General features: G+C 44.0%; 21 protein-coding genes and 1 other annotated feature (1 of these 22 only partly in view). Of the genes, 19 read left to right on the top strand and 2 right to left on the bottom strand.

Annotation, left to right across the window (positions count from 1 at the left end; translation table 11 throughout):
• Window positions 1-238 (top strand) — a binding site (T-box leader) (it extends 9 nt beyond the left edge of the window).
• A gap of 122 nt (window positions 239-360) precedes the next feature.
• The 13 genes from ilvB (at window position 361) to yihA (ending at window position 17,452) form a co-directional block, all read left to right on the top strand.
• Complete coding sequence (gene ilvB, locus NSQ09_RS19920; RefSeq protein ID WP_017697216.1) at window positions 361-2,085, top strand: acetolactate synthase large subunit; 1,725 nt, start codon at window positions 361-363, stop codon at window positions 2,083-2,085.
• Window positions 2,082-2,600, top strand: a complete 519-nt coding sequence (gene ilvN / locus NSQ09_RS19915; RefSeq protein WP_004399096.1) for an acetolactate synthase small subunit — start codon at window positions 2,082-2,084, stop codon at window positions 2,598-2,600. Before ilvB ends, ilvN begins: the two co-directional genes overlap by 4 nt.
• Window positions 2,601-2,623: 23 nt before the next feature.
• Entirely contained in the window at window positions 2,624-3,652 is a 1,029-nt protein-coding gene (gene ilvC, locus NSQ09_RS19910; protein ID WP_003222549.1) for a ketol-acid reductoisomerase, read from the top strand.
• Window positions 3,639-5,195: a 2-isopropylmalate synthase gene (locus NSQ09_RS19905; RefSeq protein ID WP_087614649.1), complete on the top strand. Its 1,557-nt coding sequence runs from the start codon at window positions 3,639-3,641 to the stop codon at window positions 5,193-5,195. The genes ilvC and NSQ09_RS19905 overlap by 14 nt, the downstream gene beginning before the upstream one ends.
• 20 nt (window positions 5,196-5,215) lie before the next feature.
• The gene (leuB, locus tag NSQ09_RS19900) at window positions 5,216-6,313 is read left to right on the top strand and encodes a 3-isopropylmalate dehydrogenase (RefSeq protein WP_015251530.1); all 1,098 of its coding nucleotides are present in this window, start codon (window positions 5,216-5,218) and stop codon (window positions 6,311-6,313) included.
• 49 nt (window positions 6,314-6,362) lie between these two features.
• Entirely contained in the window at window positions 6,363-7,781 is a 1,419-nt protein-coding gene (leuC, locus tag NSQ09_RS19895) for a 3-isopropylmalate dehydratase large subunit (protein ID WP_003229604.1), read from the top strand.
• Window positions 7,782-7,793: 12 nt separating this feature from the next.
• Window positions 7,794-8,393 carry a 3-isopropylmalate dehydratase small subunit gene (leuD, locus tag NSQ09_RS19890; protein WP_014480472.1) on the top strand — a complete coding sequence of 200 codons (600 nt, stop codon included), beginning with the start codon at window positions 7,794-7,796 and terminating at the stop codon, window positions 8,391-8,393.
• A 118-nt stretch (window positions 8,394-8,511) separates the two neighbouring features.
• Entirely contained in the window at window positions 8,512-9,516 is a 1,005-nt protein-coding gene (gene ddcA / locus NSQ09_RS19885; RefSeq protein ID WP_144452774.1) for a DNA damage checkpoint antagonist DdcA, read from the top strand.
• A gap of 227 nt (window positions 9,517-9,743) precedes the next feature.
• Window positions 9,744-11,018, top strand: coding sequence for a trigger factor (gene tig / locus NSQ09_RS19880; protein WP_014477565.1), 1,275 nt, complete (start codon window positions 9,744-9,746; stop codon window positions 11,016-11,018).
• A gap of 271 nt (window positions 11,019-11,289) precedes the next feature.
• A complete protein-coding gene (gene clpX / locus NSQ09_RS19875) occupies window positions 11,290-12,552 on the top strand; it encodes an ATP-dependent protease ATP-binding subunit ClpX (RefSeq protein ID WP_003229613.1) in 1,263 nt (420 codons plus the stop codon).
• Between the two features lie 152 nt (window positions 12,553-12,704).
• The gene (gene lonB, locus NSQ09_RS19870) at window positions 12,705-14,363 is read left to right on the top strand and encodes an ATP-dependent protease LonB (RefSeq protein ID WP_004398923.1); all 1,659 of its coding nucleotides are present in this window, start codon (window positions 12,705-12,707) and stop codon (window positions 14,361-14,363) included.
• A gap of 180 nt (window positions 14,364-14,543) precedes the next feature.
• Window positions 14,544-16,868 (top strand): endopeptidase La, encoded by a 2,325-nt coding sequence (gene lon / locus NSQ09_RS19865; protein WP_014480468.1) that lies wholly within the window; start codon window positions 14,544-14,546, stop codon window positions 16,866-16,868.
• Complete coding sequence (yihA, locus tag NSQ09_RS19860; protein ID WP_041336250.1) at window positions 16,865-17,452, top strand: ribosome biogenesis GTP-binding protein YihA/YsxC; 588 nt, start codon at window positions 16,865-16,867, stop codon at window positions 17,450-17,452. The genes lon and yihA overlap by 4 nt, the downstream gene beginning before the upstream one ends.
• A 47-nt stretch (window positions 17,453-17,499) precedes the next feature.
• Here yihA and NSQ09_RS19855 read toward each other — a convergent pair.
• Together NSQ09_RS19855 and NSQ09_RS19850 are read right to left on the bottom strand one after the other, a co-directional pair.
• A protein-coding gene (locus tag NSQ09_RS19855; protein WP_087614160.1) for an IS3 family transposase occupies window positions 17,500-18,650 on the bottom strand; the annotation gives its coding sequence in 2 pieces (ribosomal slippage) (window positions 17,500-18,377 and window positions 18,377-18,650; 1,152 coding nt in all).
• Window positions 18,651-18,763: 113 nt separating this feature from the next.
• Window positions 18,764-19,261 (bottom strand): hypothetical protein, encoded by a 498-nt coding sequence (locus tag NSQ09_RS19850; RefSeq protein ID WP_003229624.1) that lies wholly within the window; start codon window positions 19,259-19,261, stop codon window positions 18,764-18,766.
• A 229-nt stretch (window positions 19,262-19,490) separates the two neighbouring features.
• Here NSQ09_RS19850 and hemA point away from each other — a divergent pair, with 229 nt between their 5' ends.
• The 6 genes from hemA to hemL are packed head-to-tail and all read left to right on the top strand — an operon-like array spanning window position 19,491 to window position 25,744.
• Window positions 19,491-20,858: a glutamyl-tRNA reductase gene (hemA, locus tag NSQ09_RS19845; protein ID WP_041336248.1), complete on the top strand. Its 1,368-nt coding sequence runs from the start codon at window positions 19,491-19,493 to the stop codon at window positions 20,856-20,858.
• A 7-nt stretch (window positions 20,859-20,865) separates the two neighbouring features.
• A complete protein-coding gene (locus NSQ09_RS19840) occupies window positions 20,866-21,696 on the top strand; it encodes a cytochrome c biogenesis protein (protein WP_003222575.1) in 831 nt (276 codons plus the stop codon).
• A gap of 32 nt (window positions 21,697-21,728) precedes the next feature.
• The gene (gene hemC, locus NSQ09_RS19835; protein ID WP_021480247.1) at window positions 21,729-22,673 is read left to right on the top strand and encodes a hydroxymethylbilane synthase; all 945 of its coding nucleotides are present in this window, start codon (window positions 21,729-21,731) and stop codon (window positions 22,671-22,673) included.
• Window positions 22,663-23,451 (top strand): uroporphyrinogen-III synthase, encoded by a 789-nt coding sequence (gene hemD / locus NSQ09_RS19830; RefSeq protein WP_021480246.1) that lies wholly within the window; start codon window positions 22,663-22,665, stop codon window positions 23,449-23,451. Before hemC ends, hemD begins: the two co-directional genes overlap by 11 nt.
• Window positions 23,448-24,422, top strand: coding sequence for a porphobilinogen synthase (gene hemB / locus NSQ09_RS19825; protein ID WP_015483525.1), 975 nt, complete (start codon window positions 23,448-23,450; stop codon window positions 24,420-24,422). Before hemD ends, hemB begins: the two co-directional genes overlap by 4 nt.
• 29 nt (window positions 24,423-24,451) lie before the next feature.
• Window positions 24,452-25,744: a glutamate-1-semialdehyde 2,1-aminomutase gene (gene hemL, locus NSQ09_RS19820; RefSeq protein WP_015384279.1), complete on the top strand. Its 1,293-nt coding sequence runs from the start codon at window positions 24,452-24,454 to the stop codon at window positions 25,742-25,744.
• Window positions 25,745-25,772: the final 28 nt, after the last annotated feature.

Here is a 25,772-nt window from a genome sequence, read left to right as displayed (position 1 = left end):
CAGATGAGGATAAGTAGCCTTGATAAAGCTTTCCACAGAGAACCGGGTTAGCTGAGAACCGGCGAAGCTTTACAAGGTGAACTCGCCTCAGAGTGCCAGTCTGAAATGACAGTAGGACTTGGCCGGGTGAACTTGATTCACTCGTTATTAAAGCGGATAGAAATATCCATGAGACGGCCGATTAACAGGCCGTAAACAAGGGTGGTACCGCGGAAAGAAAAGCCTTTTCGCCCCTTTTAGCTATCGCAGTTACTGCGCGGCTGATTGTGGGCGGAAGGGCTTTTTTTATTGAATAATCAGCTATCTAGCTAATGAAAAGATTGATCTTTAGAGGATGAAAATCCAAAAGGAGGAACTAAAATGGGGACTAATGTACAGGTGGATTCAGCATCTGCCAAATGTACACAGACGATGAGCGGAGCATTAATGCTGATTGAATCATTAAAAAAAGAGAAAGTAGAAATGATCTTCGGTTATCCGGGCGGGGCTGTGCTTCCGATTTACGATAAGCTATACAATTCAGGGTTGGTACATATCCTTCCCCGTCACGAACAAGGCGCAATTCATGCAGCGGAGGGATACGCAAGGGTCTCCGGAAAACCGGGTGTCGTCATTGCCACGTCAGGACCGGGAGCGACAAACCTTGTTACAGGCCTTGCTGATGCCATGATTGATTCATTGCCGTTAGTCGTCTTTACAGGGCAGGTAGCAACCTCTGTAATCGGGAGCGATGCATTTCAGGAAGCGGACATTTTAGGGATTACGATGCCAGTAACAAAACACAGCTACCAGGTTCGCCAGCCGGAAGATCTGCCGCGCATCATTAAAGAAGCGTTCCATATTGCAACAACCGGAAGACCCGGACCTGTATTGATTGATATTCCGAAAGATGTAGCAACAATTGAAGGAGAATTCAGCTACGATCATGAGATGAATCTCCCGGGATACCAGCCGACAACAGAGCCGAATTATTTGCAGATCCGCAAGCTTGTGGAAGCCGTGAGCAGTGCGAAAAAACCGGTGATCCTGGCGGGTGCGGGCGTACTGCACGGAAAAGCGTCAGAAGAATTAAAAAATTATGCTGAACAGCAGCAAATCCCTGTGGCACACACCCTTTTGGGACTCGGAGGCTTCCCGGCTGACCATCCGCTTTTCCTGGGGATGGCGGGAATGCACGGTACTTATACAGCCAATATGGCCCTTCATGAATGTGATCTATTAATCAGTATCGGGGCCCGTTTTGATGACCGTGTCACAGGAAACCTGAAACACTTTGCCAGAAACGCAAAGATTGCCCACATCGATATTGATCCAGCTGAAATCGGAAAAATCATGAAAACACAGATTCCTGTAGTCGGAGACAGCAAAATTGTCCTGCAGGAGCTGATCAAACAAGACGGCAAACAAAGCGATTCAAGCGAATGGAAAAAACAGCTCGCCGAATGGAAAGAAGAGTATCCGCTCTGGTATGTAGATAATGAAGAAGAAGGTTTTAAACCTCAGAAATTGATTGAATATATTCATCTATTTACAAAAGGAGAGGCCATTGTCGCAACGGATGTAGGCCAGCATCAAATGTGGTCAGCGCAATTTTATCCGTTCCAAAAAGCAGATAAATGGGTCACATCAGGCGGACTTGGAACGATGGGATTCGGTCTTCCGGCGGCGATCGGCGCACAGCTGGCCGAAAAAGATGCTACTGTTGTCGCGGTTGTCGGAGACGGCGGATTCCAAATGACGCTTCAAGAACTCGATGTTATTCGCGAATTAAATCTTCCGGTCAAGGTAGTGATTTTAAATAACGCTTGTCTCGGAATGGTCAGACAGTGGCAAGAAATTTTCTATGAAGAACGTTATTCAGAATCTAAATTCGCTTCTCAGCCTGACTTCGTCAAATTGTCCGAAGCATACGGCATTAAAGGCATCAGAATTTCATCAGAAGCGGAAGCAAAGGAAAAGCTGGAAGAGGCATTGACATCAAGAGAACCTGTTGTCATTGACGTGCGGGTTGCCAGCGAAGAAAAAGTATTCCCGATGGTGGCTCCGGGGAAAGGGCTGCATGAAATGGTGGGGGTGAAACCTTGAAAAGAATTATCACATTGACTGTGGTGAACCGCTCCGGGGTGCTAAACCGGATCACCGGTCTATTCACAAAAAGGCATTACAACATTGAAAGCATTACAGTTGGACACACAGAAACAGCCGGCGTTTCCAGAATCACCTTCGTCGTTCATGTTGAAGGAGAAAATGATGTTGAACAGTTAACGAAACAGCTCAACAAACAGATTGATGTGCTGAAAGTTACAGACATCACAAATCAATCGATTGTCCAGAGGGAGCTGGCCTTAATCAAGGTTGTCTCCGCACCTTCAACGAGAACAGAGATTAATGGAATCATAGAACCGTTTAGAGCCTCTGTCGTTGATGTCAGCAGAGACAGCATCGTTGTTCAGGTGACGGGTGAATCTAACAAAATTGAAGCGCTTATTGAGTTATTAAAACCTTATGGCATTAAAGAAATCGCGAGAACAGGTACAACGGCTTTTGCGAGGGGAACCCAGCAAAAGGCGTCATCCAATAAAACAATATCTATTGTATAAAACATAACAAGGGAGAGATTGAAATGGTAAAAGTATATTATAACGGTGATATCAAAGAGAACGTATTGGCTGGAAAAACAGTAGCGGTTATCGGGTACGGTTCGCAAGGCCACGCACATGCCCTGAACCTTAAAGAAAGCGGAGTAGACGTGATCGTCGGTGTTAGACAAGGAAAATCTTTCACTCAAGCCCAAGAAGACGGACATAAAGTATTTTCAGTAAAAGAAGCGGCAGCCCAAGCCGAAATCATCATGGTTCTGCTTCCGGATGAGCAGCAGCAAAAAGTATACGAAGCTGAAATCAAAGATGAATTGACAGCAGGAAAATCATTAGTATTCGCTCATGGATTTAACGTGCATTTCCATCAAATTGTTCCTCCGGCGGATGTAGATGTATTCTTAGTGGCGCCTAAAGGCCCGGGACACTTGGTAAGAAGAACATATGAGCAAGGAGCCGGCGTACCTGCATTGTTCGCAATCTATCAAGATGTGACTGGAGAAGCAAGAGACAAAGCCCTCGCTTATGCTAAAGGAATCGGCGGCGCAAGAGCGGGCGTATTAGAAACGACATTTAAAGAAGAAACAGAAACAGATTTGTTCGGTGAGCAAGCAGTTCTTTGCGGCGGATTAAGCGCGCTTGTCAAAGCCGGATTTGAAACATTAACTGAAGCAGGTTATCAGCCTGAACTTGCATACTTCGAGTGCCTTCATGAGCTGAAATTAATCGTAGACCTTATGTACGAAGAAGGACTTGCAGGAATGAGATATTCAATCTCTGACACAGCACAGTGGGGAGATTTCGTATCAGGCCCTCGCGTTGTGGACGCTAAAGTAAAAGAATCTATGAAAGAAGTATTAAAAGATATCCAAAACGGTACATTCGCAAAAGAGTGGATCGTCGAAAACCAAGTAAACCGTCCTCGTTTCAACGCTATCAATGCAAGCGAGAACGAACATCAAATCGAAGTAGTGGGAAGAAAGCTTCGTGAAATGATGCCGTTTGTGAAACAAGGCAAGAAGAAGGAAGCGGTGGTCTCCGTTGCGCAAAATTAATTTTTTCGATACGACGCTTCGTGATGGTGAACAGTCCCCTGGAGTGAACTTGAATACACAGGAGAAACTTGCCATAGCTAAGCAGCTCGAAAGACTCGGGGCAGATATCATTGAAGCGGGATTTCCCGCTTCGTCCCGAGGTGACTTTTTAGCTGTTCAGGAAATCGCAAGAACCATTAAAAATTGTTCAGTAACTGGTCTGGCCCGTTGTGTAAAAGGTGATATTGATGCTGCTTGGGAAGCGTTAAAAGAAGGTGCTCATCCGAGAATTCATGTTTTTATCGCCACATCGGACATTCATTTGAAGCACAAGCTGAAAATGACACGTGAGCAAGTCATTGAAAGAGCGGTTGAAATGGTGAAATACGCAAAAGAACGTTTTCCGATTGTGCAATGGTCAGCTGAAGATGCCTGCCGCACTGAACTGCCGTTTCTAGCAGAAATCGTCGAGAAAGTGATTGACGCAGGCGCCAGTGTTATCAATCTTCCGGACACTGTCGGCTACCTGGCCCCGGCGGAATACGGAAATATCTTTAAATATATGAAAGAAAACGTTCCGAACATTCACAAAGCAAAGCTTTCAGCCCACTGTCATGATGATTTGGGAATGGCAGTCGCAAACTCTCTTGCTGCGATTGAAAATGGCGCTGATCAAATCGAATGCGCTGTGAACGGGATCGGTGAAAGAGCCGGAAACGCGGCATTAGAGGAAATTGCCGTAGCCCTCCATACCAGAAAAGATTTCTACCAAGTCGAAACAGGTATTACTCTGAACGAGATTAAGAGAACAAGTGATTTAGTAAGCAAACTGACAGGCATGGCTGTCCCGCGCAACAAAGCGGTTGTTGGAGATAATGCATTTGCTCATGAATCAGGCATCCATCAGGACGGCTTTTTAAAGGAAAAATCGACTTATGAAATTATTTCACCGGAGCTTGTCGGCGTAACCGCAGATGCGCTTGTCCTAGGTAAACATTCCGGACGCCACGCATTTAAAGACCGGCTGACTGCTTTAGGATTCCAATTTGACAGTGAAGAGATTAATAAATTCTTTACGATGTTCAAAGAGTTGACTGAGAAGAAAAAAGAAATCACTGATGAGGATCTTGTTTCTCTTATTTTAGAAGAAAAAGTAACAGATCGCAAGATTGGGTATGAATTTCTTTCTCTGCAAGTACATTACGGAACAAGTCAGGTCCCTACGGCTACTCTATCTTTGAAAAATCAAGAAAACGCAGAGCTTATTCAGGAAGCTGCAACTGGAGCTGGAAGCGTGGAAGCAATCTACAATACGCTTGAGCGCTGCATCGATAAGGACGTGGAGCTCTTAGACTACCGCATTCAGTCTAACAGAAAAGGCGAAGATGCATTTGCCCAGGTGTATGTAAGAGTTTTGGTGAACGGAAAAGAATCAGCAGGGCGGGGCATAGCGCAAGACGTATTAGAAGCATCAGCGAAAGCCTATTTGAACGCAGTAAACCGTCAATTGGTTTTCCAGTCGAATATGAGTGGGTTGAAAAACCACACAGCTGTCGGATCATAAAAGAAAGGAGAACGGTTAACTTGAAGAAACGTATTGCTCTATTGCCCGGAGACGGGATCGGCCCTGAAGTATTAGAATCAGCGACAGACGTACTGAAAAGTGTTGCCGAACGCTTTAACCATGAATTTGAATTTGAATATGGCCTGATTGGAGGGGCGGCTATTGATGAACATCATAACCCCCTCCCGGAGGAAACCGTTGCTGCTTGTAAAAATGCAGACGCGATATTGCTTGGCGCTGTCGGCGGACCGAAATGGGATCAAAATCCTTCGGAACTGAGACCGGAAAAAGGGCTGCTCAGCATCAGAAAACAGCTTGATTTGTTTGCGAATTTGCGGCCTGTGAAGGTATTTGAAAGCCTTTCTGACGCTTCGCCTTTGAAAAAAGAATATATAGATAATGTTGATTTCGTTATCGTTCGTGAGCTCACAGGCGGCTTGTATTTCGGCCAGCCGAGCAAACGCTATGTAAACACTGAAGGTGAGCAGGAAGCAGTAGATACACTGTTTTATAAGCGAACGGAAATTGAACGGGTGATCAGAGAGGGCTTCAAAATGGCGGCAGCCAGAAAAGGCAAAGTGACCTCTGTAGATAAAGCGAATGTTCTTGAATCAAGCCGGCTGTGGCGTGAAGTGGCTGAGGACGTTGCACAAGAGTTTCCTGATGTGAAGCTTGAGCACATGCTTGTGGATAACGCGGCCATGCAGCTAATTTATGCACCGAATCAATTTGATGTTGTGGTGACTGAAAATATGTTCGGTGATATTTTAAGCGATGAAGCGTCCATGCTTACAGGCTCGCTCGGAATGCTCCCGTCAGCCAGCCTATCAAGCTCTGGTCTTCATCTGTTTGAACCTGTTCATGGCTCCGCGCCTGATATTGCCGGTAAAGGGATGGCAAATCCGTTCGCAGCCATATTGTCAGCGGCAATGCTTTTGAGAACATCTTTCGGGCTTGAAGAGGAAGCGAAAGCTGTAGAAGATGCGGTAAACAAAGTCTTGGCTTCCGGAAAAAGAACAAGAGACTTGGCACGGGGTGAAGAGTTCAGCAGCACTCAGGCCATTACAGAGGAAGTTAAGGCAGCAATCATGAGTGAAAATACAATTTCTAATGTGTGACAGCTTACGTTAAGCGGTCTTAGCTCTAGGTAGAGGGAGGAAATAAAAGATGATGCCTCGAACAATCATCGAAAAGATTTGGGATCAGCATATTGTAAAACATGGTGAGGGAAAGCCGGATCTTCTCTATATTGATTTGCACCTCATTCATGAGGTGACGTCTCCTCAGGCATTTGAAGGCTTGAGACAAAAGGGAAGAAAGGTCAGAAGACCCCAAAACACATTTGCGACAATGGACCACAACATCCCAACTGTCAATCGTTTTGAGATAAAGGATGAAGTTGCGAAACGCCAAGTAACGGCGCTTGAAAGAAACTGTGAGGAATTTGGCGTGCGCCTTGCCGATCTTCACAGCGTGGATCAAGGGATTGTCCATGTCGTTGGCCCTGAATTGGGCTTAACGCTTCCAGGGAAAACGATTGTGTGCGGTGACAGTCATACATCAACACATGGCGCTTTCGGCGCTCTTGCATTTGGAATCGGGACGAGTGAAGTTGAACATGTCCTTTCCACACAGACACTTTGGCAGCAACGTCCAAAAACACTTGAAGTGCGCGTAGATGGAACGCTTCAAAAAGGGGTAACGGCAAAGGATGTCATCCTTGCTGTCATCGGCAAATACGGTGTTAAATTCGGCACAGGCTACGTCATTGAATACACTGGGGAAGTATTCAGAAATATGACGATGGATGAACGAATGACTGTTTGTAACATGTCAATTGAAGCAGGAGCAAGAGCAGGTTTGATTGCACCTGACGAGGTGACGTTTGAATATTGCAAAAATCGCAAGTACACGCCAAAAGGCGAAGAATTTGACAAGGCCGTAGAGGAATGGAAGGCGCTGCGCACAGACCCGGGCGCTGTTTACGATAAATCTATCGTCCTTGACGGCAACAAAATTTCCCCTATGGTGACATGGGGCATTAACCCGGGAATGGTTCTTCCTGTCGATTCTGAAGTTCCTGCGCCGGAAAGCTTTTCTGCAGAAGATGATAAAAAAGAAGCGATTCGCGCTTATGAATATATGGGACTGACTCCTCATCAGAAAATTGAAGACATTAAAGTGGAGCACGTATTTATCGGTTCCTGCACAAATTCCCGCATGACTGACCTTCGACAGGCTGCTGACATGATCAAAGGGAAGAAGGTAGCTGACAGCGTAAGGGCCATCGTCGTGCCCGGATCCCAAAGCGTGAAGCTTCAGGCTGAAAAAGAAGGGCTTGACCAGATTTTCTTGGAAGCTGGATTTGAATGGAGAGAGTCAGGATGCAGCATGTGTTTGAGTATGAATAATGATGTTGTTCCTGAGGGAGAGCGCTGTGCATCAACCTCTAACCGCAACTTCGAGGGCAGACAAGGAAAAGGTGCAAGAACACATCTCGTCAGCCCGGCAATGGCTGCGATGGCTGCCATTCACGGACACTTCGTTGATGTCAGAAAGTTTTATCAGGAAAAAACAGTTGTGTAAGGAGTGCGCGAGATGGAACCTTTGAAATCACATACGGGGAAAGCAGCCGTATTAAATCGGATCAATGTGGATACAGACCAGATTATTCCTAAGCAATTTTTGAAGAGGATTGAAAGAACAGGCTACGGGCGTTTTGCATTCTTTGACTGGAGATATGATGCGAATGGTGAACCGAACCCTGAATTTGAATTAAACCAGCCTGTTTATCAAGGAGCTTCCATTTTAATAGCAGGAGAAAACTTCGGCTGCGGGTCATCGCGTGAACACGCTCCGTGGGCACTTGATGATTATGGGTTTAAAATTATCATTGCGCCGTCATTCGCTGATATTTTCCATCAGAACTGCTTTAAAAACGGCATGCTTCCGATCCGCATGCCATATGACAATTGGAAACAGCTTGTCGGCCAGTATGAAAACCAGTCATTGCAAATGACTGTTGACCTTGAAAAGCAGCTGATTCATGATAGTGAAGGCAATCAAATTTCATTTGAAGTTGATCCGCATTGGAAAGAGATGCTGATCAACGGATATGATGAAATTTCATTAACGCTGCTGCTGGAAGATGAAATCAAGCAATTTGAATCACAAAGAAGCTCTTGGCTTCAAGCCTGAAAAAGCGGCCGGTATTTGTCCGGCGGCTTTTTTTGCCTGGTGAAACCTTTCATTTCTTGTTTTTGTTCACAGGTGTTGATACACTTGAACAAAATAAATGCCTGAAAGGAATATAGGTATGACGCATGACAAGAAAAACGCAAAAATTATTCCTTTTCCTCATCTGAAAGACCGCCTTGTGGAAAAAGGGATGTCATCACTCAAGGAAAAAAAGTATCAAGAAGCGCTTGAACTGTTTTCAGAAGCGATGAAATATGATGATACTGAATCCGATCTTCACTTAGGGATGGCCATCTGCTTTTTAGAGCTGGGCGAGCTGGAAGAGGCAGAAAGCGTGTGCGAGAAGATGCTCAAAGAAGGTTATGGCCATTATTTTACGGTTTTGCAGGTGTACATGACCATCTTAATTCAGCTCAAAAAATACGAGGAAGTAAAAAGCACCATTGAAGCCGTTTTGGAAGAAAATCAGCTGCCGGCAGAAAGCGCCGAGCAATTTTATAAGCTGCTGGATTTCAGCCGGAAAATGACCGATCCAGATCGTGAGGACGAGGCTTGGGCCGAAGAATATGAGGATACAATTGACACCGAGAAAGTGCTGGCAAGCCCTGAGGAGCAAATGAATCTCATCCATTCCTTAAAAGACCGTAACGTAGCAAAGTATACAGGATTGCTCAAAACAATCCTCCAAGACCCCTCAGCCCATCCGATTATCAAAACGATGATAGTCATGCTGTTGGCTGAGCATGAGTACAGTAAACCTGTACACATTAGCAAATTTGGCGAGTCGTTGACAATTGAACCGTCTGAGATTGTTCCGCCTGATGCCGCCCCGATTCTGCACCGTGTTCTCAGGGTGCTGGATGAGACACTTGGAAATGAAAATCCAACCTTATATGCGGCAGTAGAAGAATTGTGGAGAAGACATTTGTACGTTTTATATCCGTTCCAGCCGAAATTGCTGTCGGCTGACCTTTGGGCGGCTGCCCTGCATAAAGTCGGTTACGAGATGCACGGGATTGAAATTGAAAGAGAAGAACTTCATATGATTTATGAATTTACCGACAGAGAACTCGATGAAGCTTGCACAATGTTAAAAGATATTGAAGAAATTTCTTATTTGTAAATCGCGCCATATAGTTGAAAGCGCTATGTGTTATGTTATAATATAGTGGTTGTATTTGTGTATAACGGGTTATAAGAAATACGGTTGGACAGGCTTTGCAGTTCATTATTAACATCTATACATAATGATTCTGATCTTTGGCAGCTTTGTTTTTGTTGGACGAAGCCGAATGATTGCTTTAGAATGGAAGACCGACACAATCTGAATAGATTTTTGGAGGGAAACACATGTCTGTAAAATGGGAAAAACAAGAAGGCAACGAAGGCGTTTTAACGGTTGAAGTTGATGCTGAAACGTTTAAAACAGCACTTGATGATGCATTTAAAAAAGTAGTAAAACAAGTTTCAATTCCTGGATTCCGTAAAGGTAAAATTCCTCGCGGATTATTCGAACAGCGCTTTGGCGTAGAAGCTCTTTACCAAGATGCTTTGGATATTCTTCTTCCTGTAGAATACCCTAAAGCGGTTGAAGAAGCTGGAATCGAGCCTGTAGACCGTCCTGAAATCGATGTTGAAAAAATCGAAAAAGGCGAAAGCTTAATCTTCACTGCGAAAGTAACAGTAAAACCTGAAGTGAAGCTTGGCGAATACAAAGGCCTGGGCATTGAAAAAGACGACACAACTGTAACTGACGAAGATGTTCAAAACGAACTAAAAGCCCTTCAAGAGCGTCAAGCTGAACTTGTTGTAAAAGAAGAAGGCGCTGTTGAAGAAGGAAACACAGTTGTTCTTGATTTCGAAGGATTCGTTGACGGCGAAGCTTTCGAAGGCGGAAAAGCTGAAAACTACTCTCTTGAAGTAGGATCTGGCTCATTCATCCCTGGCTTCGAAGATCAGTTAGTCGGTCTTGAAGCAGGCGCTGAGAAAGATGTTGAAGTGACATTCCCAGAAGAATACCACGCTGAAGAGCTTGCAGGCAAACCAGCTGTGTTTAAAGTGAAAATTCACGAAATCAAAGCGAAAGAGCTTCCTGAGCTTGACGATGAATTCGCAAAAGATATCGATGAAGAAGTGGAAACACTTGCTGAATTAACTGAAAAAACAAAGAAACGTTTAGAAGAAGCAAAAGAAAACGAAGCTGACGCTAAATTGCGTGAAGAGCTTGTTCTGAAAGCTTCTGAAAACGCTGAAATCGATGTTCCGCAAGCAATGGTCGACACTGAGCTTGACCGCATGCTGAAAGAATTCGAACAGCGTCTGCAAATGCAAGGCATGAACCTTGAGCTTTACACTCAATTCTCAGGCCAAGATGAAGCTGCGCTTAAAGAGCAAATGAAAGAAGATGCTGAAAAACGCGTAAAATCTAACCTGACTCTTGAGGCGATTGCGAAAGCGGAAAACCTTGAAGTATCAGATGAGGAAGTTGATGCTGAGCTTACAAAAATGGCTGAAGCATACAACATGCCTGTTGAAAATATTAAACAAGCCATCGGTTCTACTGACGCGATGAAAGAAGATTTAAAAGTTCGCAAAGCAATTGATTTTCTTGTAGAAAACCGTTAATATGGTGCATAATAATAGTACTAATAAAACAGGGCGCGAATCATTCGTGCCTTGTTTTGTACAATTATGAGTTATCTCTTTTTCTTGGGGCAATATAGTTAATGCAGGGCTGTTTTTTGTCATACATATAGAATGTGCAAGTCAGAAACACATTGTTACCGTCTTTTTGGAAAGTATGGTAAAATGCAATACATACTCGTTCGTTTCAAGAATCATTTTCTTTTGCTCTGCCGGTAAAAGAAAAAGTGAGACAAGATTAAGGGGTGAAAGAATGTTTAAATTTAACGAGGAAAAAGGACAATTAAAATGCTCGTTCTGTGGAAAAACACAAGATCAGGTTCGTAAGCTTGTAGCTGGACCTGGTGTATATATATGTGACGAATGTATCGAACTCTGCACTGAAATTGTAGAGGAAGAACTCGGAACAGAAGAAGAAGTAGAATTTAAAGACGTACCAAAGCCTCAGGAAATTCGCGAAATTTTGAATGAATATGTCATCGGCCAAGATCAAGCGAAGAAATCACTTGCTGTTGCTGTGTATAATCACTATAAGCGCATTAACTCTAACAGCAAAGTTGATGATGTTGAGCTTTCAAAAAGTAATATTTCATTAATCGGCCCTACGGGAAGCGGTAAAACCCTTCTGGCGCAAACATTGGCTCGCATTTTAAATGTGCCGTTTGCAATTGCAGACGCTACATCTTTGACTGAAGCTGGATACGTGGGTGAAGATGTAGAGAATATTCTCTTGAAGCTCATCCAAGCTGCTGATTATGATGTGGAAAAAGCCGAAAAAGGCATTATCTATATTGATGAAATCGATAAAGTGGCTAGAAAATCTGAAAACCCGTCTATCACACGTGATGTGTCAGGTGAGGGTGTACAGCAGGCATTGCTTAAAATTCTTGAGGGTACAGTGGCAAGCGTACCGCCTCAAGGTGGACGTAAGCATCCTCATCAAGAATTCATTCAAATTGACACAACAAATATTTTGTTTATTTGCGGCGGAGCTTTCGATGGTATCGAACAAATCATCAAACGCCGTTTAGGCCAAAAAGTGATTGGATTCGGTGCCGACAATAAAGCTGCTGATCTTGAGAAAGAAGATCTTCTTTCAAAAGTGCTTCCTGAAGATTTGCTCCGTTTCGGGTTAATTCCTGAATTTATCGGACGTCTTCCGGTTATTGCAAGCCTTGAAAAGCTTGACGAAGAAGCATTGGTTGCGATCTTAACAAAACCGAAAAACGCTCTTGTTAAGCAATTCAAGAAAATGCTTGAGCTTGACAACGTTGAGCTTGAGTTTGAAGAAGAAGCGCTTTCTGAAATTGCTAAAAAAGCAATTGAACGCAAGACTGGAGCACGCGGACTCCGTTCTATCATTGAAGGCATCATGCTTGATGTGATGTTTGAGCTGCCTTCTCGTGATGACATTGAAAAATGTGTAATTACCGGGGCAACTGTGACACACGGAGAGCCTCCTCGCCTCTTATTGAAAGACGGCACTGAGGTAAGCCAAGATAAAACATCTGCATAAAGATAAGCACAAACCTCCTGAGTGGTAACACTCAGGAGGTTTTTTTTGCATGCAACTCTTCCGGAAAAACGTTTATTCCCGTCTTCTATGGGAGATACTAGCAATCAGAGGAATGAATTGGATACATAAATTGTTTTTCAGGAGGGACCACCATGAGTTGGACAGGGATCGCGTTATTTATTCAGCTGTTTTTTGGGATCATCATCGGTTTGTATTTTTGGAATTTGCTTAAAAATCAAAGGACACAAAAGGTCACGATAGATAAAGAATCAAAGAAGGAAATGGAGCAGCTTCGGAAAATGCGCGCTATCAGCTTGTCCGAGCCATTATCTGAGAAGGTCCGCCCCAAAAGCTTTAAAGATATCGTCGGACAGGAAGACGGCATTAAAGCATTAAAGGCGGCTTTATGTGGGCCAAATCCTCAGCATGTGATTGTCTATGGGCCACCGGGAGTTGGGAAAACGGCTGCTGCGCGGCTTGTGTTGGAAGAAGCAAAAAAACATAAACAATCACCGTTTAAAGAGCAGGCTGTTTTTGTGGAACTCGATGCGACAACAGCCCGTTTTGATGAAAGAGGAATTGCCGATCCGCTCATCGGCTCTGTCCATGACCCGATATACCAAGGGGCCGGAGCGATGGGACAGGCTGGGATTCCGCAGCCGAAGCAGGGAGCTGTCACCCATGCCCATGGCGGTGTGCTGTTTATTGATGAAATAGGGGAGCTGCATCCTATTCAAATGAATAAAATGCTGAAGGTGCTTGAGGACAGAAAAGTCTTTTTAGATAGTGCGTATTACAGTGAGGAAAATACACAAATTCCGAATCATATTCATGATATTTTTCAAAATGGGCTGCCGGCTGATTTTCGCTTGATTGGCGCGACCACGAGAATGCCAAACGAAATTCCGCCAGCTATCCGGTCCCGCTGTTTGGAGGTTTTTTTCCGCGAGCTTGAAAAGGACGAGTTGAAAACGGTTGCCAAAACAGCAGCGGATAAAATTGAAAAAAATATCTCCGAAGAAGGACTGGATCTTTTGACCAGCTACACGCGGAACGGGCGGGAAGCCGTCAATATGATTCAAATCGCAGCGGGGATGGCTGTAACGGAGAATCGAAAGGACATTACGATTGAGGATATTGAATGGGTCATTCACTCCAGTCAGCTTACTCCAAAGCACGAGCAAAAAATCGGCGTTGAACCACAGGTTGGCATTGTAAATGGGCTTGCAGTCTATGGGCCTAACAGCGGATCGCTTCTGGAAATCGAAGTAAGTGTAACCGCGGCTCAAGATAAAGGATCAATTAACATCACAGGAATAGCTGAAGAAGAAAGCATCGGCAGCCAATCAAAATCGATCAGGCGAAAAAGCATGGCGAAGGGTTCGGTTGAAAATGTATTAACCGTGCTCCGGACAATGGGAATGAAGCCTTCTGATTATGATATTCACATCAATTTCCCAGGAGGGATTCCGATTGATGGGCCGTCAGCAGGCATTGCGATGGCGGCGGGAATTTTCTCGGCGATACACAAAATTCCTATTGACAATACCGTTGCGATGACGGGCGAAATCAGCCTGAACGGTCTTGTGAAACCCATCGGAGGCGTCATTCCGAAAATAAAAGCGGCCAAGCAGTCCGGTGCGAAAAAGGTGATTATCCCATATGAAAATCAGCAGGCGATCTTAAAGCAGATTGACGGGATCGAGATTATTGCAGTAAAGACGTTCCAGGAAGTGCTTGATGAAATTTTAGTGAATCCGCCAACGGAACAAAAACCGTTTCATATTGAAATCAATAAAGAATCCGTTTAAACCCTATTTTGATAATAGGGTTTTTTTCATGAAGGACATCTTTTCCTTTTTCATATCAGAAAGAAAGGGTATACTACGAGGAGACTGTTTTATAGAAAATGGAACCATGCCGTTTATTGTACAAGGATGAAAAAGTTGTATTATAATGGTTCATACTAAAGTCACGGAGGTGTCAGTCACATGGCAGAAGAATTAAAACGCAGCATTCCGCTCCTCCCTTTAAGAGGTTTATTAGTGTACCCGACGATGGTTTTGCATTTAGATGTAGGACGTGACAAGTCGGTTCAGGCTCTTGAACAGGCAATGATGCATGATCATATGATATTTTTAGCCACTCAGCAGGATATTTCGATAGACGAACCTGGTGAAGACGAGATTTTCACTGTCGGCACCTATACAAAAATTAAGCAAATGCTGAAGCTTCCGAACGGTACGATTCGTGTGTTGGTGGAGGGCTTAAAGCGCGCCCAGATCGTCAAATACAATGAACACGAGGATTACACGTCGGTCGACATTCAACTTATTCATGAAGATGATTCAAAAGATACAGAAGACGAAGCATTGATGCGGACTTTGCTAGACCACTTTGATCAGTACATAAAAATTTCTAAAAAAATCTCGGCCGAAACGTACGCCGCGGTTACTGATATCGAAGAGCCGGGGAGAATGGCAGACATCGTTGCTTCTCATCTGCCCCTTAAACTAAAGGATAAGCAGGATATTTTAGAAACGGCTGATGTCAAAGACAGGCTGAACAAGGTCATTGATTTTATTAATAATGAAAAAGAAGTGCTGGAGATTGAGAAAAAAATCGGCCAGCGCGTCAAACGTTCGATGGAGCGTACGCAGAAGGAATACTACTTGCGTGAACAAATGAAGGCGATCCAAAAAGAGCTTGGCGATAAAGAAGGCAAAACTGGCGAAGTTCAGACGCTGACGGAAAAAATCGAAGAAGCAGGCATGCCTGATCATGTGAAAGAAACAGCGCTTAAAGAATTGAACAGATATGAAAAAATTCCGTCAAGTTCTGCGGAAAGCTCTGTGATCCGCAACTATATCGACTGGCTGGTTGCTCTTCCGTGGACGGATGAAACAGATGATAAGCTTGATTTGAAAGAAGCAGGACGTCTCTTGGACGAAGAGCACCACGGGCTTGAAAAAGTAAAAGAACGTATTTTAGAATATTTGGCTGTCCAGAAGCTGACAAAATCCCTGAAAGGCCCGATTCTCTGTTTGGCAGGACCTCCAGGTGTCGGAAAAACGTCTTTAGCCAAATCAATTGCAAAAAGCTTGGGACGCAAATTCGTCAGAATCTCACTCGGAGGAGTTCGGGACGAATCAGAGATACGCGGACACAGACGGACCTATGTCGGAGCAATGCCTGGACGTATTATTCAAGGGATGAAAAAAGCGGGCAAGCTGAATCCGGTCTTCTTATTAGACGAAATTGACAAAATGTCATCTGATTTTAGAGGAGACCCATCATCCGCTATGCTTGAAGTGCTTGATCCAGAGCAAAACAGCAGCTTCAGTGATCACTATATTGAAGAAACCTTTGATTTATCCAAAGTGCTGTTTATCGCAACGGCGAACAATTTGGCCACAATCCCGGGCCCGCTCAGAGACAGAATGGAAATTATTAATATCGCAGGCTACACAGAAATAGAAAAACTTGAAATTGTAAAGGATCACTTGCTTCCAAAGCAAATCAAAGAACACGGGCTGAAGAAAAGCAATCTTCAGCTGCGTGATCAGGCGATTCTTGATATTATTCGTTACTATACGAGAGAAGCGGGTGTAAGAAGCCTTGAACGCCAGCTTGCCGCAATTTGCCGTAAAGCTGCAAAAGCCATTGTTGCTGAAGAGCGAAAACGAATTACGGTTACTGAGAAGAACCTTCAAGATTTTATCGGAAAACGCATTTTCAGATATGGACAAGCTGAAACAGAGGATCAAGTTGGTGTAGTGACAGGGCTTGCGTATACAACCGTTGGCGGAGATACGCTTTCGATTGAAGTATCGCTTTCACCGGGAAAAGGGAAATTAATCCTGACAGGAAAGCTCGGAGATGTTATGAGAGAGTCTGCTCAGGCTGCATTCAGCTATGTGCGATCCAAAACAGAAGAACTTGGCATTGAACCTGACTTTCATGAGAAGTATGATATTCATATACATGTACCAGAGGGTGCGGTGCCAAAAGATGGTCCGTCAGCCGGTATTACGATGGCAACAGCGCTTGTTTCTGCTTTAACGGGACGGGCGGTTTCGCGTGAAGTCGGCATGACTGGGGAAATCACGCTTCGCGGGCGCGTGCTGCCGATCGGCGGCTTAAAGGAAAAAGCGCTTGGCGCACATAGAGCGGGATTAACGACCATTATTGCGCCTAAAGATAATGAAAAAGATATAGAGGATATTCCGGAAAGCGTCAGGGAGGGGCTGACATTTATATTGGCGTCCCACTTAGACGAGGTTTTGGAACATGCCTTAGTAGGAGAGAAGAAATGAAAGTCACAAAGTCAGAAATCGTGATCAGTGCAGTAAAACCGGAACAGTACCCTGGAGGGGGGCTTCCGGAAATCGCATTGGCCGGAAGATCGAACGTAGGAAAATCGTCTTTTATCAATTCATTAATCAATCGCAAAAATCTTGCGAGAACGTCGTCAAAGCCAGGAAAAACACAAACGCTTAATTTCTACATTATCAATGATGAGCTGCATTTTGTGGATGTGCCGGGCTACGGTTTTGCCAAAGTGTCAAAGTCTGAGCGTGAAGCATGGGGCAGAATGATTGAAACCTATATCACGACACGCGAAGAATTAAAAGCTGTGGTGCAGATCGTTGATTTGCGGCATGCGCCATCTAATGATGATGTACAGATGTATGAATTCTTAAAGTATTACGGCATTCCTGTTATTGTTATCGCTACAAAGGCGGATAAGATCCCGAAAGGCAAATGGGACAAACACGCAAAGGTTGTCCGACAAACATTAAATATTGATCCGGAAGACGAGCTCATTCTCTTTTCCTCAGAAACGAAAAAGGGAAAAGACGAAGCTTGGGGAGCGATCAAAAAAATGATAAACCGGTAGAGGATTGGGACTGACCCCCGTTTTTGAGACAGGGATCAAAACACCTTTTAAACAGCCAATTGCCGATAATTTATCGGTGATTGGTTGTTTAGTTTCGTTTGAATACGAATATTGTTATAATAATGAATGTATTCTATGACAGTGCGTTCTACGATGGCGGTCGTGGTTCGATCAATGCTGTTAAGATAGAACGTTTCAGACTTTAGTGAGGAATGAAACGATTCGATGGAGGCATTATCAGCGGGTGTCCCTTTGCGGGACATGCTCATGGTAATGCCTTTTGTTTTAACAGCTTTCTGATACTCGTAAGATGTATACACAGATCCTTGGTCACTATGTAACACGCAGTTCTCAGGCAGTGTTGGCAGTTGATCAAGTGTGTGTAAGACAAAGTCTGTGTCCTGCTTATCTCCAATCGTAAAAGCAATCACTTCTCCATTATATACATCCAATATACTGGAAAGGTACAATTGTTTCTGTCCATAAGGCAAATACGTGATGTCTGTTACTAGTTTTTCAAGAGGATGATCAGACTGAAAGTTCCGATCTAATATATTGTCGACCACGGCATATGGCTGCCCATTCTTCTTGCGCTTTTTCACCTTAACCCGGCACTGCCACTGATTTTTCTGCATAATACGCTGAACCGTTTTATGGTTAATACACATTCTCTTTTTTAATATAGCTGTGATTTTTCGATATCCATATCGATACTGGTGCTCTCGGCACAACGTGCCGATTTGTTTTTCTAAATGGCGCTTGGGATGATCTTTCTTCAGATTCTTCTTCCAACGATAATAAGACGAGCGAGAGATACCTAAATGAATACAGATATCCTGCACGGTCATTGTGCTGTGCAATTCTTCTACAAGTTCGACTGACGTTTGGCTATCAACTTCCTTTCCAATTCGTTGTACTTTTTTAACACTTCATTCTGTTGTCTCAGATATCGATTCTCTGCCTGCAGTTTCTCTAATTCGGAAGAATACTCCGGACCTTTTCCATAAGTGTATTGCTTACCAACAGGCTGTTCAAATCGATGTGTATCACCAGCCTTATACCATCTGACCCATGTCTTAATCTGCGTATTATTTTTGATATTCAACTCCTGCATGATCTCTTTCATAGGTACGCCTGCCAATCTCATTTCTACAGCCTTCTGTTTCACTTCAACCGGATAACTCACTCTTGTCCCCATAGAAAAAACACCTCCAAGTCTAATTTCGGATAACAATCATCCGTATTCAAACTTGAAGGTGTTTTTATTTGTCTCATCTTATGGGGTCAGTCCCGATTCTCTACCGGTTTTATTTATCGTATAGATTTTTTTCGTTTTATCAATAATAACAATAAACTGATTCCAATAAAGACAAACGGCCAATACTCCTTCAGAAGCGCTGTTGGAATATGCGCAGACTCAAGCCATGCCATAATTTGTTTGAAAAAGTATAAAAACAGGGAAAAACAAATCATCGACACAGCTTCATATACATATTCTTTTTTTTGAACGGTTGAAACGAGAAGTGAGAAGCCGATCATAAAGAGGAGCATTTCAAAATCATCCGGCCACCATACCCATTTCGGCTTGGCAAAAAAGTGTAAACCGATCCCGAAGAGAAGTAAACCAATAAAAAAATGGGGTGTAACGGCTTCTTTTTTTCCTTGATATACAAAGGCTGCGCCTAATAACATGAGGAGAACAGGCCATTGATCCTGCCCTGAAAACAGTTCGGCTTGACCGCTTTCTAGCCATGCATATACAGAAGCGGCAAGCAGCAGACAAGGGAATAAAATTGATTTTTGTTTCATGCATATCACCTTCTTGTTTTTTAGAGCTGATGTGTAGTAAATTTCTGCTGTTTTTGGTATTGTCAATAGGAATGCTTCTTTTCCCTGAAGCTTTTTCTAATATAGCATAAGAATTTTAAAATCTGTTCACATTTTGTGAAAGAAACTATGTTATAATTATTATAAATAATGAGTTCTATGTTAGAATGATTATAAATTAAGATTGGGTGTTGGGGGTGTAATTAGAGCGATGCATATACTTGTTGTGGGAGTAGATTATAAATCCGCCCCTATTGAGATACGTGAAAAAGTAAGTTTTCAGCCGAATGAGCTGGCAGAAGCAATGGTGCAGCTGAAAGAAGAGAAAAGCATTCTTGAAAACATCATTGTCTCAACCTGCAACCGCACTGAAATTTATGCGGTAGTCGACCAGCTCCATACCGGCCGTTATTATATAAAAAAGTTTTTAGCTGATTGGTTTCAATTAAGCAAAGAAGAGCTGTCACCGTTCTTAACGTTTTATGAGAGCGATGCCGCTGTTGAGCATTTATTCCGTGTAGCCTGCGGACTTGACTCTATGGTGATTGGCGAAACGCAGATTCTCGGACAGGTACGCGACAGCTTTAAAACAGCTCAGCAAGAAAAAACGATCGGGACTATTTTTAATGAGCTGTTTAAGCAGGCAGTTACAGTGGGCAAACGGACTCACGCCGAAACAGACATTGGCTCAAATGCGGTGTCAGTAAGCTATGCTGCAGTTGAACTTGCTAAAAAAATCTTCGGAAATCTTTCAAGCAAGCACATATTGATTCTCGGCGCGGGAAAAATGGGCGAGCTTGCTGCGGAAAACCTGCACGGACAGGGAATCGGCAAGGTCACTGTCATTAACCGAACATACTTGAAAGCGAAGGAGCTTGCAGACCGTTTCTCAGGTGAAGCGAGAAGCTTGAATCAGCTTGAAAGCGCGCTTGCGGAGGCTGATATTTTAATCAGTTCAACCGGTGCAAGTGAATTTGTCGTGTCCAAAGAGATGATGGAAAACGCGAATAAGCTTCGCAAGGGACGTCCGCTGTTTATGGTCGACATTGCCGTGCCTAGAGATCTAGATCCGGCGCTGAATGATCTTGAAGGTGTTTTTCTTTATGATATCGACGATCTGGAAGGCATTGTAGAAGCGAACATGAAAGAGCGGAGAGAAACAGCTGAAAAAGTTGAACTGTTAATTGAAGAAACCATTGTGGAATTTAAACAATGGATGAATACACTTGGTGTTGTGCCTGTTATTTCTGCATTGCGCGAAAAGGCGCTTGCCATCCAGTCAGAAACGATGGACAGCATTGAGCGTAAGCTGCCTCACTTAAGCACAAGAGAGAAAAAACTGTTGAACAAACACACCAAAAGTATTATTAACCAAATGCTTCGTGATCCGATTTTAAAGGTGAAAGAGCTTGCGGCAGATGCTGATTCTGAAGAAAAGCTCGCGTTGTTTATGCAGATTTTTGATATTGAAGAAGCTGCGGGCCGTCAAATGATGAAAACCGTTGAAAGCAGCCAGAAGATCCACTCTTTTAAGAAGGCTGAATCAAAAGCGGGCTTTAGCCCACTTGTAAGTGAGTGAAAGCTGAATGATTGATACTGCAATGGCAAGACTTAATGAGGGGACAATCGTCATTTACGCGTTAAGTGTACTCTTTTATTTTATAGATTTTCTTCAACACAACCGGAAGGCTGGAAAAATGGCCTTCTGGTTGCTTTCTATTGTCTGGACTCTGCAAACCGTGTATTTGGCCTATTTTATGTGGGTGACGGGGCGGTTTCCGGTATTAAATGTGACAGAGGCGCTTTATTTTTATGCCTGGGTGCTTGTCACGCTGTCACTTGTACTGACAAAGCTTTTACGTGTTGACTTTATCGTGTTTTTTACAAATGTTATAGGATTTTCTATGATCGCCATTCACACATTTTCACCGACAGAGCAGCAGTCAGCTGCTTTTTCCGGGCAGCTTGTATCCGAGCTTTTGGTGATTCATATTACAATGGCGATTCTTTCATACGGCGCTTTTTCCCTTTCTTTCGTTTTTTCTGTGCTATATATGTTTCAATATCATCTGCTGAAAAAGAAAAAGTGGGGAAAATGGCTGTTGAGAATAGAAGATTTATCTAAGCTTGATTATATGGCGTATGTTTTAAATGTCATCGGGGTTCCGATGCTGCTGCTGAGTTTGATTCTCGGCGTCATATGGGCATATGTCTCACTAGAAACGCTGTATTGGTTTGACGCCAAAGTGCTTGGTTCGTTTGTCGTCCTGCTGCTGTACAGCTATTATCTTTATATCAGGCTGATTAAAGAGCTGCAAGGAAAGGTCGCTGCACTGTGGAATACGGCTTGTTTTCTGGTGCTGATGATCAATTATTTCCTGCTTGGAAGCCTGTCGCAATTCCATTGGTTCAGTTAAACGATGTCCCAAGCAGATTCGGGAGGAAAGAAATGATGAGAACGATTAAAGTAGGTTCCAGACGAAGCAAACTCGCTATGACTCAAACAAAATGGGTTATTCAAAAACTGAAGGAAATCAATCCTTCGTTTGCTTTTGAAATTAAAGAGATCGTGACAAAGGGCGACCGGATTGTCGATGTTACACTCTCAAAAGTGGGTGGAAAAGGGCTGTTTGTCAAAGAAATTGAACAGGCGCTTTTAAACGAAGAGATTGATATGGCAGTGCACAGCATGAAGGACATGCCTGCTGTTTTGCCTGAAGGCCTTGTGATCGGCTGCATTCCTGAACGGGAGGACCCGCGTGATGCCCTTATTTCAAAGAATCGCGTAAAGCTTTCAGAAATGAAGGAAGGTGCTGTCATTGGCACAAGCAGTTTAAGAAGAAGCGCGCAGCTTTTGATTGAGCGCCCTGACCTTACAATTAAATGGATTAGAGGTAATATAGATACAAGACTTCAAAAGCTGGAAACAGAGGATTATGACGCGATTATTTTAGCGGCTGCCGGCCTTTCTAGAATGGGGTGGAAGCAAGATGTCGTAACCGAATTCCTTGAGCCAGAGCGCTGTTTGCCTGCTGTGGGGCAGGGAGCACTGGCGATTGAGTGCCGAGAATCGGATGAAGCGCTGTTGGCGTTGTTTTCTCAGTTTACAGATGAATATACAAAACGGACTGTCTTAGCGGAACGTGCTTTTTTAAACGCGATGGAGGGCGGCTGCCAGGTTCCGATCGCGGGCTACTCCGTGTTAAATGGACAGGATGAAATTGAAATGACAGGTCTTGTCGCTTCACCTGACGGCAAAATCATTTTTAAAGAAACCGTCACCGGAAACGATCCGGAGGAAGTAGGAAAGCGCTGTGCCGCTCTTATGGCTGACAAAGGAGCAAAAGATTTAATTGATCGTGTAAAACGGGAGCTTGATGAGGATGGAAAATGATTTTCCGTTGGAAGGAAAAACAGTGCTTGTCACCCGGAATAAGGCACAGGCAACATCATTTCAGCAAAAAGTGGAGGCGCTTGGCGGTAAAGCGGTTTTAACCTCTTTGATTACGTTTCGCCGCGCTTTGCCGAATGATGTTGCGGAACAGGTAAGTGAGGATCTTGCCGCGCCAGGCTGGCTTGTTTTTACAAGTGTGAATGGGGCAGACTTCTTTTTTTCTTATCTGAAGGAAAATCAGCTTATTCTCCCTGCGCATAAAAAAATTGCAGCCGTCGGTGAAAAAACCGCCCGCCGTTTAAAAACGCATAACGTATCGGTTGATGTGATGCCACAGGAGTATATTGCTGAACAATTGGCTGACGCTCTTAAACAGCATGCTGAACCGGGGGAGCCCATTACCGTGATGAAAGGGAATTTGTCACGTGATGTGATAAAACAAGAGCTTGTCCCGCTCGGTTTTGAAGTAAAGGAATGGGTTCTCTACGAAACGATTCCGGATGAAGAAGGCATTGAGGAACTGAAAGACGCTGCGGGTCAATATTCCTTTGACTATGTAACATTTACGAGTTCATCAACCGTACATACGTTTATGCATGTCTTGGGAGAAGAATTAAAAAAGTGGAAGGCGAATGGGACGGCCTGTATCAGCATTGGGCCTTTAACAAATGATGCCCTTCTGACGTACGGCATCACATCGCATACGCCTGATACATTTACAATAGATGGCATGCTTGAATTAATGTGCAGCATGTCAAGAGAGGAAGAGAGAATATGAGTCAATCATTTAATAGACACCGCCGCCTGCGGACATCAAAAGCAATGAGAGAAATGGTAAAGGAAACACGTTTGCATCCATCAGATTTTATTTATCCGATTTTTGTCGTTGAAGGGCTGGAAGGCAAAAAAGCTGTTCCGTCAATGCCTGATGTTTACCATGTATCATTAGATTTATTGAAGGATGAAGTAGCGGAGCTGGTCAAACTGGGCATTCAATCTGTTATCGTATTCGGCATCCCGGAAGAAAAAGATGATTGCGGAACACAAGCGTACCATGATCACGGAATTGTCCAAAAAGCCATCACAGAAATTAAAGAACACTTCCCTGAAATGGTTGTTGTCGCTGACACGTGCCTGTGCGAATACACAGACCACGGCCATTGCGGACTTGTCAAAGACGGAGTCATTCTCAATGATGAATCGCTGGAGCTTTTGGCGCAGACAGCTGTCAGCCAAGCGAAAGCAGGTGCGGATATCATTGCGCCATCAAACATGATGGACGGATTTGTTACAGTGATCAGAGAAGCACTTGATAAAGAAGGATTCGTCAATATTCCAATCATGTCTTACGCTGTGAAATATTCTAGCGAGTTTTACGGTCCGTTCCGTGATGCAGCAAACAGCACACCGCAATTCGGAGACCGCAAAACATATCAGATGGACCCTGCCAACCGTATGGAGGCACTCCGCGAAGCACAATCAGATGTCGAGGAAGGCGCGGACTTTTTGATTGTCAAACCTTCGCTTTCTTATATGGATATCATGCGTGACGTAAAAAATGAGTTTACTTTGCCGCTCGTCGCTTATAATGTAAGCGGAGAGTATTCAATGGTGAAGGCTGCAGCGCAGAACGGCTGGATCAAAGAAAAAGAAATTGTGTTGGAAATTTTGACAAGCATGAAGCGCGCGGGTGCCGACCTGATTATTACGTATCATGCGAAAGACGCAGCGAAATGGCTTGCGGAGTAATTTTATTCAGTTGATAGGAGTTGAGGCAGATGAGAAGCTATGAAAAATCAAAAACGGCTTTTAAAGAAGCACAAAAACTCATGCCGGGCGGTGTGAACAGTCCCGTTCGCGCATTTAAATCGGTAGACATGGACCCGATTTTTATGGAGCGCGGAAAAGGCTCGAAAATCTTTGATATTGACGGGAATGAATATATTGACTACGTCTTGTCATGGGGGCCTTTAATTTTAGGGCATACAAATGACCGCGTCGTAGAAAGCCTCAAAAAAGTGGCTGAATATGGGACAAGCTTCGGTGCTCCGACTGAAGTAGAAAATGAACTGGCTAAGCTCGTCATTGATCGTGTGCCATCTGTAGAAATTGTACGAATGGTAAGCTCCGGAACAGAGGCTACAATGAGTGCCCTCCGTTTGGCAAGGGGCTATACGGGCCGCAACAAGATTTTAAAATTTGAGGGCTGCTACCACGGACACGGCGATTCTCTCTTGATTAAAGCTGGTTCAGGTGTTGCCACTCTCGGACTGCCTGACAGCCCGGGGGTGCCTGAAGGCATTGCGAAAAACACCATCACCGTTCCGTACAATGATTTAGAAAGTGTAAAGCTTGCTTTCCAGCAATTCGGTGAAGACATTGCGGGAGTCATTGTAGAGCCAGTTGCCGGAAATATGGGTGTTGTTCCGCCGCAAGAAGGTTTCCTGCAGGGTCTGCGTGATATCACTGAGCAGTACGGCTCCCTGCTGATTTTTGATGAAGTGATGACTGGCTTCCGGGTCGATTATAACTGCGCTCAAGGCTACTTCGGCGTAACGCCTGATCTGACTTGTTTAGGAAAAGTAATCGGGGGCGGACTTCCTGTCGGCGCTTATGGCGGAAAGGCAGAAATCATGGAGCAGATCGCTCCAAGCGGCCCGATCTATCAAGCTGGTACATTGTCAGGCAATCCGCTTGCGATGACGGCTGGCTTAGAGACATTGAAACAGCTGACACCTGATTCCTACAAGAATTTCATCAAAAAAGGCGACAGACTGGAAGAAGGAATTTCAAAAGCTGCCGAGGCTCATGGCATTCCGCATACCTTTAACCGTGCAGGTTCGATGATCGGTTTCTTCTTTACAAACGAACCAGTCATCAATTATGAAACAGCGAAATCATCTGATTTGAAGCTGTTCGCAAGCTATTATAAAGGGATGGCAAATGAAGGGGTATTCCTTCCGCCATCACAATTCGAAGGTCTTTTCCTCTCAACGGCCCATACTGATGAAGATATTGAAAACACAATCCAGGCAGCTGAGAAAGTATTTGCTGAGATCAGCCGCAGATAAGAGTGAAAACCGGTATCAAGGACTCCTT

Source organism: Bacillus sp. FSL W8-1202 (genome assembly GCF_038006165.1).
Classification (GTDB): Bacteria; Bacillota; Bacilli; order Bacillales; family Bacillaceae; genus Bacillus; species Bacillus subtilis.
Note: the sequence above shows the minus strand (reverse complement) of the source record. Positions and strands in the feature narration are given on the sequence as shown.